Here is a 14404-nt window from a genome sequence, read left to right as displayed (position 1 = left end):
CTTACTCCAAAAATAGAAGAAGGCTAGTTCGCAGTGATGCGTTTAAATAAATCGTCCAACAGTGGGTCACCAATATAGTTCTTAATCAGCACTAATGGCTTTTCACTCACTCGTTTAACACGACCTTCAAGACTGGCGTGGGTGACAATAATATCGGCATCTTGCGGAACGTTTTCGATGGCATAATGCGTGACATTAATATTCAATCCCGCTTTCTCCAGACGCTTACGAAACGTGGTTGCCCCCATCGCGCTGGAACCCATTCCCGCATCACAGACGAAAGCGACGCGTTTAATATTTTTATAAGAGAACTTTCCTTCCTGCTTCATCACTTTGACGGTTCTGGCTGATTCAGCAAAGTCATCCTCACTTTCCGTTTCTACGCTCTTTTCCATTTTCAGGATTACAGAGGTAATCACAAAAGTAACAACGGTTCCCGCTGTAACGCCTGCAATGGTCGCGAGGAAAGAACCTTTTGGCGTTAATGCCAGATAGGCGAATATTGATCCTGGGCTCGGTCCTGCAACCAACCCACCGTCCAGCAGGTGAAATACCCACGTCCCGGTCATTCCCCCGGCAATCATCCCAATCAGGGTTAAAGGCTTCATCAGCACATACGGGAAATACAGTTCATGAATACCACCGAGGAAGTGGATAATCATGGCGCCTGGCGCGGATTTTTTACTCATCCCTTTGCCAAAGATGGCAAAGCCGAGTAACAGGCCTAATCCCGGCCCCGGGTTGGATGCCACCATGAAGAAAATCGATTTTCCCGTTTCAGAGGCTTGCTGCATTCCCAACGGATAATAGACGCCCTGATCGATAGCATTATTCAGAAAGAGGATTTTCGCAGGCTCATTGATTACAGATAGCAACGGCAGATAACCTGCATGAACCAACGCTTCAATACACTCCTTCACAAAATTATTGGCAATGAGAACCGCCGGGCCAATAACTTCGAACCCCAGCAAACATAAGAGCATTCCCGCAATACCCAGGGAGAAGTTATTGATAACCATCTCGAAACCAGCGGGGATGCGTTTTTCCAGCAGGCGGTCGATATGCTTAATCACCCAGCCGCCAAGCGGCCCCATCACCATCGCGCCAAGGAACATTGGGATATCCGCGCCCACAATAACGCCAATAGAACCAATGCCTCCCATTACCGCGCCACGTTTTCCGCCAACCAGATGCCCCCCTGTGGAGCCAATCATGACGGGCAGTAAATAGGTAATCATCGGACCGACAATTTTGGCGAAATGCTCATTCGGCATCCAACCGGTAGGAATAAACAATGCGGTTATAAAACCCCAGGCAATAAAGGCACCGATATTGGGAATGACCATTGCAGTCAAAAACCCACCAAAAGCCTGGACTTTGGCACGAGCAGACCTGTTTTCCATAATAATATCCTGAAAGGAAACGATGAATTATGCGAAGGCGATAATATCCGCCAGTTGTTTTTCTGATTTAGCCGCTAACAAAGCGGTTAGCGCTTCCTCTTCACATAATAATTCGCTTAAGGCCTGAATAGCGCCAATGTGAGAGTCAGCATTTGCCGCCGACAACCCGATTAATAATTTGATACCTTCATCATCATCGGCAAATTTCACTTCCTGTTTAAAAAGCGTTAATGACATTCCGGTTTTTAACGCGCCACATTCCGGCCGAGCGTGTGGCATGGCGACGCCAGGCGCTAAAATATAATAAGGGCCATTGTTAATCGTTGAGTCTTTGATCGCCTGAATATAATCTGAATTGACATAATGATTGGCGAGTAAGGATGACATAGAAAAGTCAATTGCTTCCTGCCAGTTCTTTGCTGAATCTTTTATTGAGATAGATGATTCGGGAAAGTAATCAATCAACCGCATACATTTTCCTCATTTTATTATTAGGGTACGAGTTAGCGTTAAAAATAAAATACGCGTGCGGCAACATGAAATCAATCGAGGGGGGAAATACGTATGGTGCGGAATGTCTTTTCGTGAAGTCTTTAAAAACAATAAATTGAGACATTAAAAATAAAAAGCAACACTAATTGTGTGACTCATGCTGCAAATATCAGATAACACTAAATATCACATTTGTGATACAGATCTACAATTACAGGTTGCGCGGAGTAAATTAAATTCAATCAAATTAAAAAACGGGCCGCCTGAGCGACCCGTTTTCACCTGTAATCGAAATTACAGCAGTTCTTTTGCTTTCGCGACTACGTTGTCGACGGTGAAGCCGAACTCTTCAAACAGCAGTTCTGCCGGTGCAGACTCACCGAAGGTGGTCATCCCGACGATTGCGCCATTCAGACCCACGTATTTGAACCAGTAGTCCGCAATGCCTGCTTCGATAGCGATGCGAGCAGAGACGGCTTTCGGCAGTACGGATTCACGGTAAGCCGCATCCTGCTTGTCGAATGCATCGGTAGACGGCATGGAAACCACACGCGCTTTCACGCCTTCAGCGGTCAGTTTGTCCCACGCAACCACAGCCAGTTCAACTTCAGAACCAGTAGCGATGAAGATCAGTTCCGGCTGACCGTCGCAGTCTTTCAGCACGTAACCACCGCGAGCGATGTTTGCCAGTTGCTCGGCGGTACGTTCCTGCTGCGCCAGGTTCTGGCGAGAGAGGATCAGCGCGGTCGGGCCGTCCTGACGTTCAACGCCGTATTTCCACGCAACGGCGGATTCAACCTGGTCACACGGACGCCATGTGCTCATGTTCGGGGTCACACGCAGAGAAGCAACCTGCTCTACCGGCTGGTGAGTCGGGCCATCTTCGCCCAGACCGATGGAGTCGTGGGTATAGACCATCACCTGACGCTGTTTCATCAGCGCAGCCATACGCACCGCGTTACGGGCATATTCCACGAACATCAGGAAGGTAGAGGTGTACGGCAGGAAACCACCGTGCAGGGAAATACCGTTTGCGATAGCGGTCATACCGAATTCACGTACACCGTAATGGATGTAATTACCGGCAGTATCTTCGTTGATGGCCTTAGAACCAGACCACAGAGTCAGGTTAGAAGGTGCCAGGTCAGCGGAGCCGCCGAGGAATTCAGGCAGCAAAGGACCGAAGGCTTCAATCGCGTTCTGAGACGCTTTACGGCTGGCGATTTTCGCCGGATTAGCCTGCAGCTTAGCAATGAACTCGTTGGCTTTCGCGTCGAAGTCAGACGGCATTTCACCTTTCATACGACGGGTGAATTCAGCAGCTTCCTGCGGGAAAGCTTTGGCATAAGCAGCGAACTTCTCGTTCCATGCGGCTTCTTTTGCCTGGCCGGCTTCTTTCGCATCCCACTGTGCGTAGATTTCAGACGGGATTTCGAACGGCGCGTATTTCCAGCCCAGCTGTTCGCGGGTCAGTGCGATTTCTGCATCGCCCAGCGGCGCACCGTGAGAGTCGTGAGTACCGGCTTTGTTCGGGGAACCGAAACCGATGATGGTTTTGCACATCAGCAGGGACGGTTTGTCAGTCACTGCGCGTGCTTCTTCAACGGCGCGTTTAATCGCGTCAGCATCGTGACCATCTACGCCACGAACCACATGCCAGCCGTAAGCTTCGAAACGCTTCGCGGTGTCATCGGTGAACCAGCCTTCAACGTGACCATCGATAGAGATGCCATTGTCATCATAGAACGCAACCAGTTTACCCAGCTTCAGCGTACCGGCCAGGGAACATACCTCGTGAGAGATACCTTCCATCATGCAGCCGTCGCCCATGAACGCATAGGTGAAGTGGTCAACGATGTCGTGACCAGGACGGTTAAACTGCGCCGCCAGCGTTTTTTCAGCGATAGCCATACCCACTGCATTCGCAATGCCCTGACCCAGAGGACCGGTCGTGGTTTCAACACCCGCGGTGTAACCCACTTCAGGGTGACCCGGCGTTTTGGAGTGCAGCTGACGGAAGTTCTGCAGCTCGGACATCGGCAGATCGTAGCCGGTGAGGTGCAGCAGGCTGTAAATCAGCATTGAGCCGTGGCCGTTAGACAGCACGAAGCGGTCACGGTCAGCCCAGGACGGGTTAGTCGGGTTGTGGTTCAGGAAATCACGCCACAGGACTTCGGCAATGTCAGCCATGCCCATCGGGGCACCCGGGTGACCGGATTTGGCTTTCTGTACTGCGTCCATGCTCAGCGCACGAATAGCATTGGCAAGCTCTTTACGTGAGGACATTTTGACTCCAGATCGGATAATGAAGGCCACGCCCTAAACGACTTGACGACAGCGCGTTTTGGGCTACGCCGGAAAAAAGTGCCAACAATGTAACCCAAGCCGCGTGTCATGTACATGGAGCATCCTTTTGCCGCTTCAGAAATCTCTGGATCATGCGCGCAAGTTGCGCAATCTTCTCGCCCGCTTATTGTTCTTTTCTTTATACTTAGGCCGAGCGTCGGTTCACCTGTAAACGACGCATTTTTTAGAATAATCCTGACCTTGTGCGGAAGAGAAAAAATGAAAATTCGCGCTTTACTGCTTGCTACGAGCATGGCAGCGGCTTTGACCGGCTGCCAGAACATGGACTCAAACGGGCTACTTTCTTCGGGCGCGGAGGCTTTTCAGGCCTACAGTCTGAGCGATGCTCAGGTAAAAGCGCTGAGCGATCAGGCCTGTAAAGATATGGACAGCAAGGCTACTATCGCCCCGAGCGGCAGCGAGTATGCTACGCGCCTTGGCAAAATAGCCGCCGCGCTTGGCGATAACATTAACGGCCAGCCGGTGAACTACAAAGTGTATATGGCGAAAGATGTGAATGCCTTTGCCATGGCGAACGGCTGTATTCGTGTATACAGCGGCCTGATGGATATGATGACCGACAACGAAGTCGAAGCGGTGATCGGCCACGAAATGGGTCACGTTGCGCTGGGTCACGTGAAAAAAGGAATGCAGGTTGCGCTGGGTACGAACGCCGTGCGGGCAGCTGCGGCTTCCGCTGGCGGTATTGTCGGCAGCCTGTCGCAGTCGCAATTGGGCGATCTTGGCGAAAAACTGGTGAACTCGCAGTTCTCTCAGCGTCAGGAATCCGAAGCGGATGATTACTCGTATGATCTGTTGCGCAAACGTGGGATCAATCCGGCTGGCTTAGCCACCAGCTTTGAGAAACTGGCAAAACTGGAAGCAGGACGCCAAAGCTCAATGTTTGACGATCACCCGGCATCCGCAGAACGTGCGCAACATATTCGCGATCGCATGAGCGCAGACGGGATCAAATAATCTTAGAACAGTGTCGGATGGCGGCGCGAACGCCTTATCCGGCCTACAAATTCAGCAACAATGTAGGCCGGATAAGCGCAGCGCCATCCGGCAAAAAACAGCTTACTCGCCTTTTTTCGCCGCCTGGATATAGAGCATTTCTAATGCCAGCGTTGCCGCCGCCAGTGCGGTGATCTCTGACTGGTCGTAGGCCGGAGCCACCTCAACGACATCCATCCCGACGATGTTCAGATCTTTCAGACCACGTACCAGTTTAATCGCGCGATCGGAAGTCAGGCCGCCGATCACTGGCGTACCGGTACCTGGGGCAAACGCCGGATCCAGACAGTCGATATCAAAAGTCAGATACACCGGCATATCGCCAACGATCTGCTTAACCTGGGCGATAATGTCATCTACGCCGCGATCGTTGACCTGGCACGCATCCAGCACGGTAAAGCCGTTGTCTTTGTCGAACTCGGTACGAATACCGATCTGCACAGAGTGATTCGGATCGATCAGACCTTCGTTCGGCGCAGTGTAGAACATGGTGCCATGGTCGAATTCACAGCCGTTAGCGTAGGTGTCGGTGTGGGCATCAAAGTGCACCAGCGCCATTTTACCAAAGTGCTTCGCGTGCGCGCGCAGCAGCGGCAACGTAACAAAGTGGTCGCCGCCAAAGGAGAGCATACGCTTACCGGCAGACAGCAGCTTCTCAGCATGCGCCTGCAGTTTTTCACTCATTTCACGGGCATCGCCGAACGCATAAACCAGATCGCCGCAGTCCACCACATTCAGGCGCTCGCGCATATCGAAGTTCCACGGGAAGCGGTTGTGTTCCCAGGCCAGGTTTGTGGAAACCTGACGGATCGCCGCAGGACCATGGCGACCACCCGCGCGACCTGACGTTGCCATATCAAACGGTACGCCGGTGATCACCCAATCGGCGTCGCTGTCGTAAGGCATGAAGTTCATCGGCAGACGCAAAAAACCAAAGGCGTTAGAAACCAGGGAGTTGTCGTATTGATGACCTAAGGTGCTCATGTACTGACCTCTTATAAAATCGGTGAAAAAAAATCCCCTCCGCGTCGTTAAGCCCGACGAGGAAGGGATTGATTTACGAGACTACTTGTATGGGCGAATTATCGCCGTTAATTTGCCCAGGTTCAAGCGAACCCGAGCAGCCTTACTCGTCTTCGAGATAAGTGTATCCGTACAACCCTGCTTCGAACTCTTCGAGGAATTGCTGTTGCAGCTCAGCATCCAGATCGGTTTTTTTCACCTGGTCACGGAACTGCGTCAGCAGAGTGTTCGGATCCAACTGCACATACTGCAGCATATCCGCCACGGTATCGCCTTCATCAGAAAGCTCTACTTCCACGCTGCCGTCAGGGAAGACGAACACGTCAACCGCTTCGGTATCGCCGAACAGGTTGTGCATGTTACCGAGGATCTCCTGATACGCCCCCACCATAAAGAAGCCCAGCATCGGCGGGTTTTCCGGGTCGTATTCCGGCATCGGCATGGTCGTCGCAATCCCGTCGCCGTCAACGTAATGGTCGATAGCACCATCGGAGTCACAGGTAATGTCCAATAGCACCGCACGACGCTCTGGCACCTGATTCAGTCCTTCGAGCGGCAGTACCGGGAACAGCTGATCGATCCCCCATGCATCCGGCATCGACTGGAACAGGGAGAAGTTGACGTAGATCTTATCCGCCATACGCTCTTGCAGCTCGTCGATAATCGGACGGTGCGCGCGGTTGCTCGGGTCGAGCTGTTTCTGCACGTCATGGCACATGTTCAGATAGAGCTGCTCTGCCCACGCACGCTCCTGCAGACTGAAGGAGCCTGAAGAGTAGCCCACATGTATATCATGCAGATCCATCTGGCTGTCGTGCAGCCATTCGCGCAGCGAACGACGGGTTCCCGGCTCGTGCATCTCTTGCCAGGTTTCCCACATGCTTTGCAGGGCGCGCGGAGCATCTTCAGCCGGAGGTGTGGCTTCGGTGTGTTCGCTACGCTCAACGCCGATAATGTTCGACACCAGCACAGTATGATGCGCGGTAACCGCGCGACCAGACTCGGTGATTACCGTCGGATGCGGCAGACCATGTTCTTCACAAGCATCGCCAATGGCCCAAATGATATTGTTCGCGTATTCGTTCAGGCCGTAGTTTACGGAGCAGTCAGACTGCGAACGGGTACCTTCGTAGTCCACGCCCAGACCACCGCCAACGTCGAAGCACTGGATATTCACGCCCAGCTTGTGCAGCTCAACGTAGAAACGCGCTGATTCACGTACGCCGGTGGCAATATCACGAATGTTCGCCATCTGCGAGCCGAGGTGGAAGTGCAGCAACTGAATGCTGTCCAGACGACCGCGCTCGCGCAGAATTTCCACCAGTTGCAGCACCTGATTCGCCGCCAGGCCGAATTTTGATTTCTCGCCGCCGGAGGACTGCCACTTGCCGGACCCCTGCGATGCCAGACGCGCACGCACGCCCAGACGCGGAACCACATTCAGACGTTCAGCTTCATCCAGCACGATAGCGATTTCAGACATCTTCTCGATGACCAGATAGACCTTATGGCCCATCTTCTCGCCAATCAACGCCAGACGGATGTATTCACGGTCTTTATAGCCGTTACACACGATCACGCTACGGGTCATTCCGGCATGGGCCAAAACGGCCATCAGTTCAGCTTTGGAACCGGCTTCCAGCCCCAGCGGTTCGCCGGAGTGGATCAGCGATTCAATCACGCGACGATGCTGGTTGACCTTGATCGGGTAAACGAGGAAATAGTCGCCGTTGTAACCGTAAGATTCACGGGCGCGTTTAAACGCGGCGTTAATCGAACGCAGTCGGTGTTGCAGGATCTGCGGGAAGCAGAATAATGCAGGCAGACGCTGGCCCTGCGCTTCACGGGCTTTCACCAACTCAGCAAGGTCAACGCGCGCTTCTGGTACGTCCGGATCCGGGCACACGCTGATGTGGCCCAGCTCATTGACGTCATAGTAGTTATTACCCCACCAGGCAATATTGTAAGTACGCAGCATCTTGCTGGCTTCCTCGGAACTCATTGCAACCTCCTGCATGGAGCGTAGTACACCGTGTTCGCCTGCTGACGAAGGCGAACCCAAAGAAATGTCGTCAGACATAGCGAACCTCAATTTTATTAACAAGTGTAAAACAGTTGACTACTATCGCAATCCATAGACGCGATAACAACCCAAATACAGGCAGAATTTCCAGCAGATAGTGCTGACGCTCCGACTGTGCGACCGGTTTCTTTTTCATATCAATGTAAACACGTAACCGAACTTAATGCTGACGGTTCGGCGAAACCACGAGAAAACTCTTGTTTACCAAGAGCGCCCTTGTTCAGTTCTTAGTGACCGTTACCGGCTCTTGAGTCCTGAGAAGCGCCGAGATGGGTATAACATCGGCAGGTATGCAAGATGCAGATTGCGGGGGACATATGTACACCAGAACGGTGCGACAGATTCAGCAGAATACAACGGTTCATTATCTCGTATCACCTCCACGGTTGCTCCTGACGGAACGAACCCACAAGCCAAAGCTAAAGTGTTAACCCGGCTGGAAGTGGCAACACGATGAAAACGTCGTGTGCTTTTGTCTATCCTAAATAATTCGAGTTGTGGGAAGGCGGCAACGCAGGGAGTCCCCCGGAGCTTACATGAGTAAGTGACTGGGGCGAGCGAGGAAGCCAACGCACATGCAACTTGAAGTATGACGGATATGAGCCGCGCGCCGCGTTTTATACCGACAACAGTACGAAAATGCAAAAGATAAATACGTACATTGCCAGCACCGTCAGGAAAAATTTCCAGTTACATTTTCAGTACAATGCGACCTCAATCAAAAAAAGCTGGAAATCAGGCGAAGAACTGTCCTAAAATAGCCATCCAGATGTTAATCCATCTATACCGATTAACACTCAGACTGCCAGTGTCCGTCATCTGCAGACTCATGGTAGAATCTTCTACACATGGCTATTCCACTCGACAGTTTGAGCTAACTAAATATTCCTTAGGTGAAATTAAATATGGCAAAACACCTTTTTACGTCCGAGTCCGTATCAGAAGGGCATCCTGACAAAATCGCTGACCAAATCTCTGATGCCGTGCTGGATGCAATCCTCGAGCAGGATCCGAAAGCACGCGTAGCCTGCGAAACCTATGTCAAAACCGGTATGGTTTTAGTTGGAGGTGAGATCACTACCAGCGCCTGGGTAGATATCGAAGAGATCACGCGTAACACGGTTCGCGAAATTGGCTATGTGCATTCCGACATGGGCTTTGACGCCAACTCCTGCGCGGTTCTGAGCGCCATCGGTAAGCAGTCTCCGGATATCAACCAGGGTGTTGACCGCGCGGATCCGCTGGAACAAGGCGCTGGCGACCAGGGCCTGATGTTTGGTTATGCAACCAATGAAACCGACGTGCTGATGCCTGCGCCAATCACCTACGCGCATCGTCTGGTACAGCGTCAGGCTGAAGTACGCAAAAACGGTACTCTGCCGTGGCTGCGCCCGGATGCAAAAAGCCAGGTCACTTTCCAGTATGACGACGGTAAAATTGTAGGTATTGATGCCGTGGTTCTGTCGACTCAGCATGCTGAAGATATCGACCAGAAATCTCTGCAAGAAGCCGTCATGGAAGAGATCATCAAGCCGGTACTGCCGACTGAATGGCTGAGCGCTGCGACCAAATTCTTCATCAACCCGACGGGTCGTTTTGTGATCGGCGGCCCGATGGGCGACTGCGGTCTGACCGGTCGTAAAATCATCGTTGATACCTACGGCGGCATGGCGCGTCACGGCGGCGGTGCATTCTCTGGTAAGGATCCATCTAAAGTTGACCGTTCTGCAGCCTATGCAGCTCGTTACGTCGCGAAAAACATTGTTGCCGCTGGTCTGGCTGACCGTTGTGAGATTCAGGTTTCCTACGCCATCGGCGTGGCTGAACCGACCTCTATCATGGTAGAAACGTTCGGTACTGAAAAAGTGCCTTCTGAGCAACTGACCCTGCTGGTGCGCGAGTTCTTCGACCTGCGTCCGTATGGCCTGATTCAGATGCTGGATCTGCTGCACCCGATCTACAAAGAAACCGCAGCTTACGGTCACTTTGGCCGCGAACATTTCCCATGGGAAAAAACAGACAAGGCGCAGTTGCTGCGTGACGCTGCCGGTCTGAAGTAATTAACTGAAGACTGTCCGCTTAGTAAGACCAGCCTCGTGCTGGTCTTTTTTTATACCCCAATTTCCCCCCTACGCCTCGTCACCTGAACAATGCAGTGAAGCTTTCCTTTTAACAATAATGGAAGCGATTACATAGCTCCGTTTTTCTATCCACAACAAGTTAACATCTCTTTTCCGTCACGCTTGCGCCAATGTTACATTACTTTTCAGGATTGTCTTAATTTCAGGCAATTAACCATATTTAGTCGTATTATAAAGTGTTAATTTTCAAACAGTTAATTAATATTAGTTATGAATGCTAGTGTAACCGATTACACTAATGTGATGTGATTCGCATTTTTTTACCCCGTACTCACCTACCCTTAACATCAACAAAACTAGTTACCCAACCGGAGGGCATCATGCCTGACTATAAAAAAGCGGGGCGTTCCAACAAAGCCATGACATTCTTTGTCTGCTTCCTTGCCGCCCTGGCAGGATTACTTTTTGGCCTGGATATCGGTGTTATTGCGGGTGCTTTACCTTTCATCACCGATGAGTTCCAAATTACCGCACACACTCAGGAATGGGTGGTGAGCTCCATGATGTTTGGTGCAGCTGTCGGCGCTATCGGTAGCGGTTGGCTCTCCTTCAAACTGGGTCGTAAAAAGAGTCTGATGATCGGCGCAATCCTGTTTGTTGCCGGTTCACTGTTCTCTGCCGCGGCGCCTAACGTGGAAGTACTGCTGGTTTCTCGCGTACTGCTGGGCCTGGCTGTCGGCGTTGCGTCTTACACCGCGCCGCTGTACCTGTCTGAAATTGCCCCGGAAAAAATTCGCGGCAGCATGATCTCCATGTATCAGTTGATGATCACCATCGGTATTTTGGGTGCGTATCTTTCCGATACCGCGTTTAGCTACAGCGGCGCATGGCGCTGGATGCTGGGCGTTATCATCATACCGGCGTTATTACTGCTGGTTGGCGTTATCTTCCTGCCGGACAGCCCGCGCTGGTTTGCTGCTAAACGTCGCTTTGTCGATGCCGAGCGCGTCCTGTTGCGTCTGCGTGACACCAGCGCAGAAGCCAAACGCGAGCTGGATGAAATCCGTGAAAGCCTGCAGGTAAAACAGAGTGGCTGGGCGCTGTTTAAAGAAAACAGCAACTTCCGCCGCGCGGTGTTCCTGGGCGTACTGTTACAGGTGATGCAGCAGTTCACCGGGATGAACGTCATCATGTATTACGCACCAAAAATCTTTGAGCTGGCGGGTTACACCAACACCACCGAACAGATGTGGGGGACGGTTATTGTTGGTCTGACCAACGTGCTGGCAACCTTTATCGCCATTGGTCTGGTTGACCGCTGGGGCCGCAAACCTACACTGATCCTCGGCTTTATCGTCATGGCCGTCGGTATGGGCGTGCTGGGTACGATGATGCACGTGGGTATTCACTCGGCGGCCGCGCAATACTTCGCTGTACTGATGCTGCTGATGTTTATCGTTGGTTTCGCCATGAGTGCCGGTCCGCTGATTTGGGTACTGTGCTCTGAAATCCAACCGCTGAAAGGCCGCGATTTCGGTATCACCTGCTCTACCGCAACCAACTGGATTGCCAATATGATCGTCGGTGCAACCTTCCTGACGATGCTGAACTCGCTGGGAAGCGCCAATACTTTCTGGGTCTACGGTGGTCTGAACGTCCTGTTCATCTTCCTGACCCTGTGGCTGATTCCGGAAACAAAAAATGTCTCTCTGGAACACATTGAACGTAACCTGATGAAAGGTCGTAAACTGCGCGAAATTGGCGCACACGATTAATCACCTCATCGCTTCCTCCCGCTGGGAGGAAGCCTTCCTCTTGCAGTCCCTTCCCTGTCGCACTATCCTCTGGCGTTATGAAAACCTCCCGTCTTCCCATCGCCATCCAGCAAGCCGTTATGCGCAGCCTGCGGGAAAAACTCGCTCAGGCCAACCTCAAGCTCGAACGCAATTACCCGGAGCCAAAGCTGGTTTACCAACAGCGCGGCACCGCCGCGGGTACCGCGTGGCTACAAACCTACGAAATTCGTCTGAACCCCGTCCTGCTGATGGAGAACGTTGACGCGTTCATTAACGAAGTGGTGCCCCATGAACTGGCGCATTTACTGGTGTGGAAATACTTTGGCCGCGTGCCGCCGCACGGCAAAGAGTGGAAATGGATGATGGAGAGCGTGCTGGGCGTGCCAGCCCGACGTACGCATCAGTTCGAACTGCAATCCGTGCAGCGTAAGACCTTTACTTACCGCTGCTCGTGTCAGGAACACCAACTGACCGTTCGTCGCCATAACCGCGTGGTACGTGGCGAAGCCATCTACCGCTGCGTCCACTGCGGTGAGCCGCTGGTTGCAGAATAATCTTCAGAATTATCAGGAACTTTTCTGATCTAACTGATTGCATACAGGAATAACTTTCGCTACGTTGCGGGCTCGTTTTGACACGGAGCTCGTGATGTACCGTAATCTTTCATTTGCAGCAGCCTTGTTGGCCGCTGCGTTCTCAGGCACGGTGTTCGCCGAAGGTATCAACAGTTTTTCTCAGGCAAAAGCCGCTGGCGTCAAAGTTAACGCCGATGCGCCAGGCGATTTCTATTGTGGTTGCAAAATTAACTGGCAAGGCAAAAAAGGGGTCGTGGACCTCGAATCCTGCGGCTATAAAGTGCGAAAAAACGAAAACCGCGCCAGTCGAATTGAATGGGAACACGTTGTCCCCGCCTGGCAATTTGGCCATCAGCGCCAGTGCTGGCAGGACGGAGGGCGTAAAAACTGTGCGAAGGATCCGGTCTATCGCAAGATGGAAAGTGATATGCATAACCTGCAGCCTGCGGTAGGTGAAGTGAATGGCGATCGCGCAAACTTTATGTACAGCCAGTGGAACGGCGGCGAAGGCCAGTATGGACAGTGCGCGATGAAGGTTGATTTCAAAGAGAAAGTTGCCGAGCCGCCTGCCCGCGCCCGTGGCGCCATCGCGCGTACCTATTTTTATATGCGCGACCAGTACAACCTGACGCTCTCCCGCCAGCAAACCCAGCTTTTTAACGCCTGGAATAAGCTGTATCCGGTCACCGACTGGGAGTGTGAGCGCGACGAACGCATCGCGAAGGTACAGGGGAATCATAACCCCTATGTGCAACGCGCTTGCCAGGCGCAAAAGAGCTAACCTACACTAGCGGCAATATTTTTAACCATGCCCTGGCCTGTTGCAGCCCAGGGCCATGACGCGGATGTTTAACTATGCGCATTCCTCGCATTTATCACCCACAGCCACTCGCTTCCGGTAGCCAAATTTCACTATGTGAAGATGCTGCCAACCATATCGGCCGCGTACTACGTATGGGGCCAGGCCAGGCGCTGCAGCTATTTGACGGCAGTAATCAGGTATTTGACGCCGAAATCACCCACGCCAGTAAGAAAAGCGTGGAGGTGAAGGTGCTTAACGCTGAACCCGACGATCGGGAATCGCCGTTGCATATCCACCTGGGCCAGGTGATGTCGCGCGGTGAAAAAATGGAATTTACTATCCAGAAATCGATCGAACTGGGTGTAAGCCTCATTACGCCACTTTTTTCTGAGCGTTGCGGCGTTAAACTGGACAATGAACGCCTGAACAAGAAGCTCCAGCAGTGGCAGAAAATCGCCATTGCCGCCTGCGAACAGTGCGGTCGTAATCGGGTGCCTGAAATTCGCCCGGCAATGGATCTGGAAGCATGGTGCGCAGAACAGGACGAAGGACTGAAGCTCAATCTGCATCCTCGCGCCAGCGCCAGCATCAACACGCTGCCGCTCCCGGTGGAGCGCATCCGCTTGCTGATTGGCCCGGAAGGTGGGTTGTCGGCAGATGAAATTGCCATGACCGCACGGTATCAGTTTACTGATATTCTGTTAGGACCTCGCGTTCTGCGTACTGAGACAACTGCGCTCACCGCCATTACCGCGCTACAGGTGCGTTTTGGCGATCTGGGCTAAG

13 protein-coding genes are annotated in these 14404 nt (G+C 52.3%); 6 read left to right on the top strand and 7 right to left on the bottom strand.

Going from position 1 to position 14404, the window contains the following annotated elements:
• Positions 1-23 precede the first annotated feature (23 nt).
• From I6L54_RS05775 to tkt, 3 genes are all read right to left on the bottom strand, one after another.
• Entirely contained in the window at positions 24-1403 is a 1380-nt protein-coding gene (locus I6L54_RS05775; RefSeq protein WP_040232102.1) for a PTS mannitol transporter subunit IIBC, read from the bottom strand.
• Between the two features lie 27 nt (positions 1404-1430).
• A complete protein-coding gene (gene cmtB / locus I6L54_RS05770; RefSeq protein WP_040232101.1) occupies positions 1431-1874 on the bottom strand; it encodes a PTS mannitol transporter subunit IIA in 444 nt (147 codons plus the stop codon).
• A 315-nt stretch (positions 1875-2189) separates the two neighbouring features.
• Positions 2190-4181: a transketolase gene (gene tkt / locus I6L54_RS05765; RefSeq protein ID WP_040232100.1), complete on the bottom strand. Its 1992-nt coding sequence runs from the start codon at positions 4179-4181 to the stop codon at positions 2190-2192.
• 279 nt (positions 4182-4460) lie between these two features.
• On the opposite strand from tkt, the gene loiP reads away from it, so the two are divergent.
• Positions 4461-5219, top strand: coding sequence for a metalloprotease LoiP (gene loiP, locus I6L54_RS05760; protein WP_005123315.1), 759 nt, complete (start codon positions 4461-4463; stop codon positions 5217-5219).
• A gap of 102 nt (positions 5220-5321) precedes the next feature.
• Here the strand turns inward: loiP and speB are convergent, their stop codons facing one another.
• The 4 genes from speB to I6L54_RS24460 all read right to left on the bottom strand — a co-directional run bounded on the left by speB (position 5322) and on the right by I6L54_RS24460 (position 8729).
• Entirely contained in the window at positions 5322-6242 is a 921-nt protein-coding gene (gene speB, locus I6L54_RS05755) for an agmatinase (RefSeq protein ID WP_005123314.1), read from the bottom strand.
• 142 nt (positions 6243-6384) lie between these two features.
• The gene (gene speA / locus I6L54_RS05750) at positions 6385-8361 is read right to left on the bottom strand and encodes a biosynthetic arginine decarboxylase (RefSeq protein ID WP_072041463.1); all 1977 of its coding nucleotides are present in this window, start codon (positions 8359-8361) and stop codon (positions 6385-6387) included.
• Positions 8354-8500, bottom strand: a complete 147-nt coding sequence (yqgB, locus tag I6L54_RS05745) for an acid stress response protein YqgB (protein WP_005123310.1) — start codon at positions 8498-8500, stop codon at positions 8354-8356. Before yqgB ends, speA begins: the two co-directional genes overlap by 8 nt.
• Before the next feature lie 91 nt (positions 8501-8591).
• Complete coding sequence (locus tag I6L54_RS24460; RefSeq protein ID WP_269149342.1) at positions 8592-8729, bottom strand: small protein YqgG; 138 nt, start codon at positions 8727-8729, stop codon at positions 8592-8594.
• 540 nt (positions 8730-9269) lie between these two features.
• On the opposite strand from I6L54_RS24460, the gene metK reads away from it, so the two are divergent.
• The 5 genes from metK to rsmE all read left to right on the top strand — a co-directional run bounded on the left by metK (position 9270) and on the right by rsmE (position 14403).
• Complete coding sequence (metK, locus tag I6L54_RS05735) at positions 9270-10424, top strand: methionine adenosyltransferase (protein WP_040232098.1); 1155 nt, start codon at positions 9270-9272, stop codon at positions 10422-10424.
• Positions 10425-10825: 401 nt separating this feature from the next.
• Positions 10826-12220, top strand: a complete 1395-nt coding sequence (gene galP / locus I6L54_RS05730; protein ID WP_005123305.1) for a galactose/proton symporter — start codon at positions 10826-10828, stop codon at positions 12218-12220.
• Between the two features lie 77 nt (positions 12221-12297).
• Entirely contained in the window at positions 12298-12795 is a 498-nt protein-coding gene (locus I6L54_RS05725; RefSeq protein ID WP_040232095.1) for a SprT family zinc-dependent metalloprotease, read from the top strand.
• 94 nt (positions 12796-12889) lie between these two features.
• The gene (gene endA / locus I6L54_RS05720; RefSeq protein ID WP_005123302.1) at positions 12890-13597 is read left to right on the top strand and encodes a deoxyribonuclease I; all 708 of its coding nucleotides are present in this window, start codon (positions 12890-12892) and stop codon (positions 13595-13597) included.
• Positions 13598-13671: 74 nt separating this feature from the next.
• Complete coding sequence (rsmE, locus tag I6L54_RS05715; RefSeq protein WP_040232093.1) at positions 13672-14403, top strand: 16S rRNA (uracil(1498)-N(3))-methyltransferase; 732 nt, start codon at positions 13672-13674, stop codon at positions 14401-14403.
• Position 14404: the final 1 nt, after the last annotated feature.

It is taken from the genome of Citrobacter pasteurii, from assembly GCF_019047765.1.
Taxonomy (GTDB): domain Bacteria; phylum Pseudomonadota; class Gammaproteobacteria; order Enterobacterales; family Enterobacteriaceae; genus Citrobacter; species Citrobacter pasteurii.
The sequence above is the reverse complement of the archived record's forward strand: the minus strand, read 5'-3'. Positions and strand labels throughout refer to the sequence as shown.

Bases quoted from the DNA above. Each gene is read 5' to 3' on its own strand.
- I6L54_RS05775 (WP_040232102.1), bottom strand. From the start codon at position 1,403: ATGGAAAACAGGTCTGCTCGTGCCAAAGTCCAGGCTTTTGGTGGGTTT.
- cmtB (WP_040232101.1), bottom strand. From the start codon at position 1,874: ATGCGGTTGATTGATTACTTTCCCGAATCATCTATCTCAATAAAAGAT.
- tkt (WP_040232100.1), bottom strand. From the start codon at position 4,181: ATGTCCTCACGTAAAGAGCTTGCCAATGCTATTCGTGCGCTGAGCATG.
- loiP (WP_005123315.1), top strand. From the start codon at position 4,461: ATGAAAATTCGCGCTTTACTGCTTGCTACGAGCATGGCAGCGGCTTTG.
- speB (WP_005123314.1), bottom strand. From the start codon at position 6,242: ATGAGCACCTTAGGTCATCAATACGACAACTCCCTGGTTTCTAACGCC.
- speA (WP_072041463.1), bottom strand. From the start codon at position 8,361: ATGTCTGACGACATTTCTTTGGGTTCGCCTTCGTCAGCAGGCGAACAC.
- yqgB (WP_005123310.1), bottom strand. From the start codon at position 8,500: ATGAAAAAGAAACCGGTCGCACAGTCGGAGCGTCAGCACTATCTGCTG.
- I6L54_RS24460 (WP_269149342.1), bottom strand. From the start codon at position 8,729: ATGAACCGTTGTATTCTGCTGAATCTGTCGCACCGTTCTGGTGTACAT.
- metK (WP_040232098.1), top strand. From the start codon at position 9,270: ATGGCAAAACACCTTTTTACGTCCGAGTCCGTATCAGAAGGGCATCCT.
- galP (WP_005123305.1), top strand. From the start codon at position 10,826: ATGCCTGACTATAAAAAAGCGGGGCGTTCCAACAAAGCCATGACATTC.
- I6L54_RS05725 (WP_040232095.1), top strand. From the start codon at position 12,298: ATGAAAACCTCCCGTCTTCCCATCGCCATCCAGCAAGCCGTTATGCGC.
- endA (WP_005123302.1), top strand. From the start codon at position 12,890: ATGTACCGTAATCTTTCATTTGCAGCAGCCTTGTTGGCCGCTGCGTTC.
- rsmE (WP_040232093.1), top strand. From the start codon at position 13,672: ATGCGCATTCCTCGCATTTATCACCCACAGCCACTCGCTTCCGGTAGC.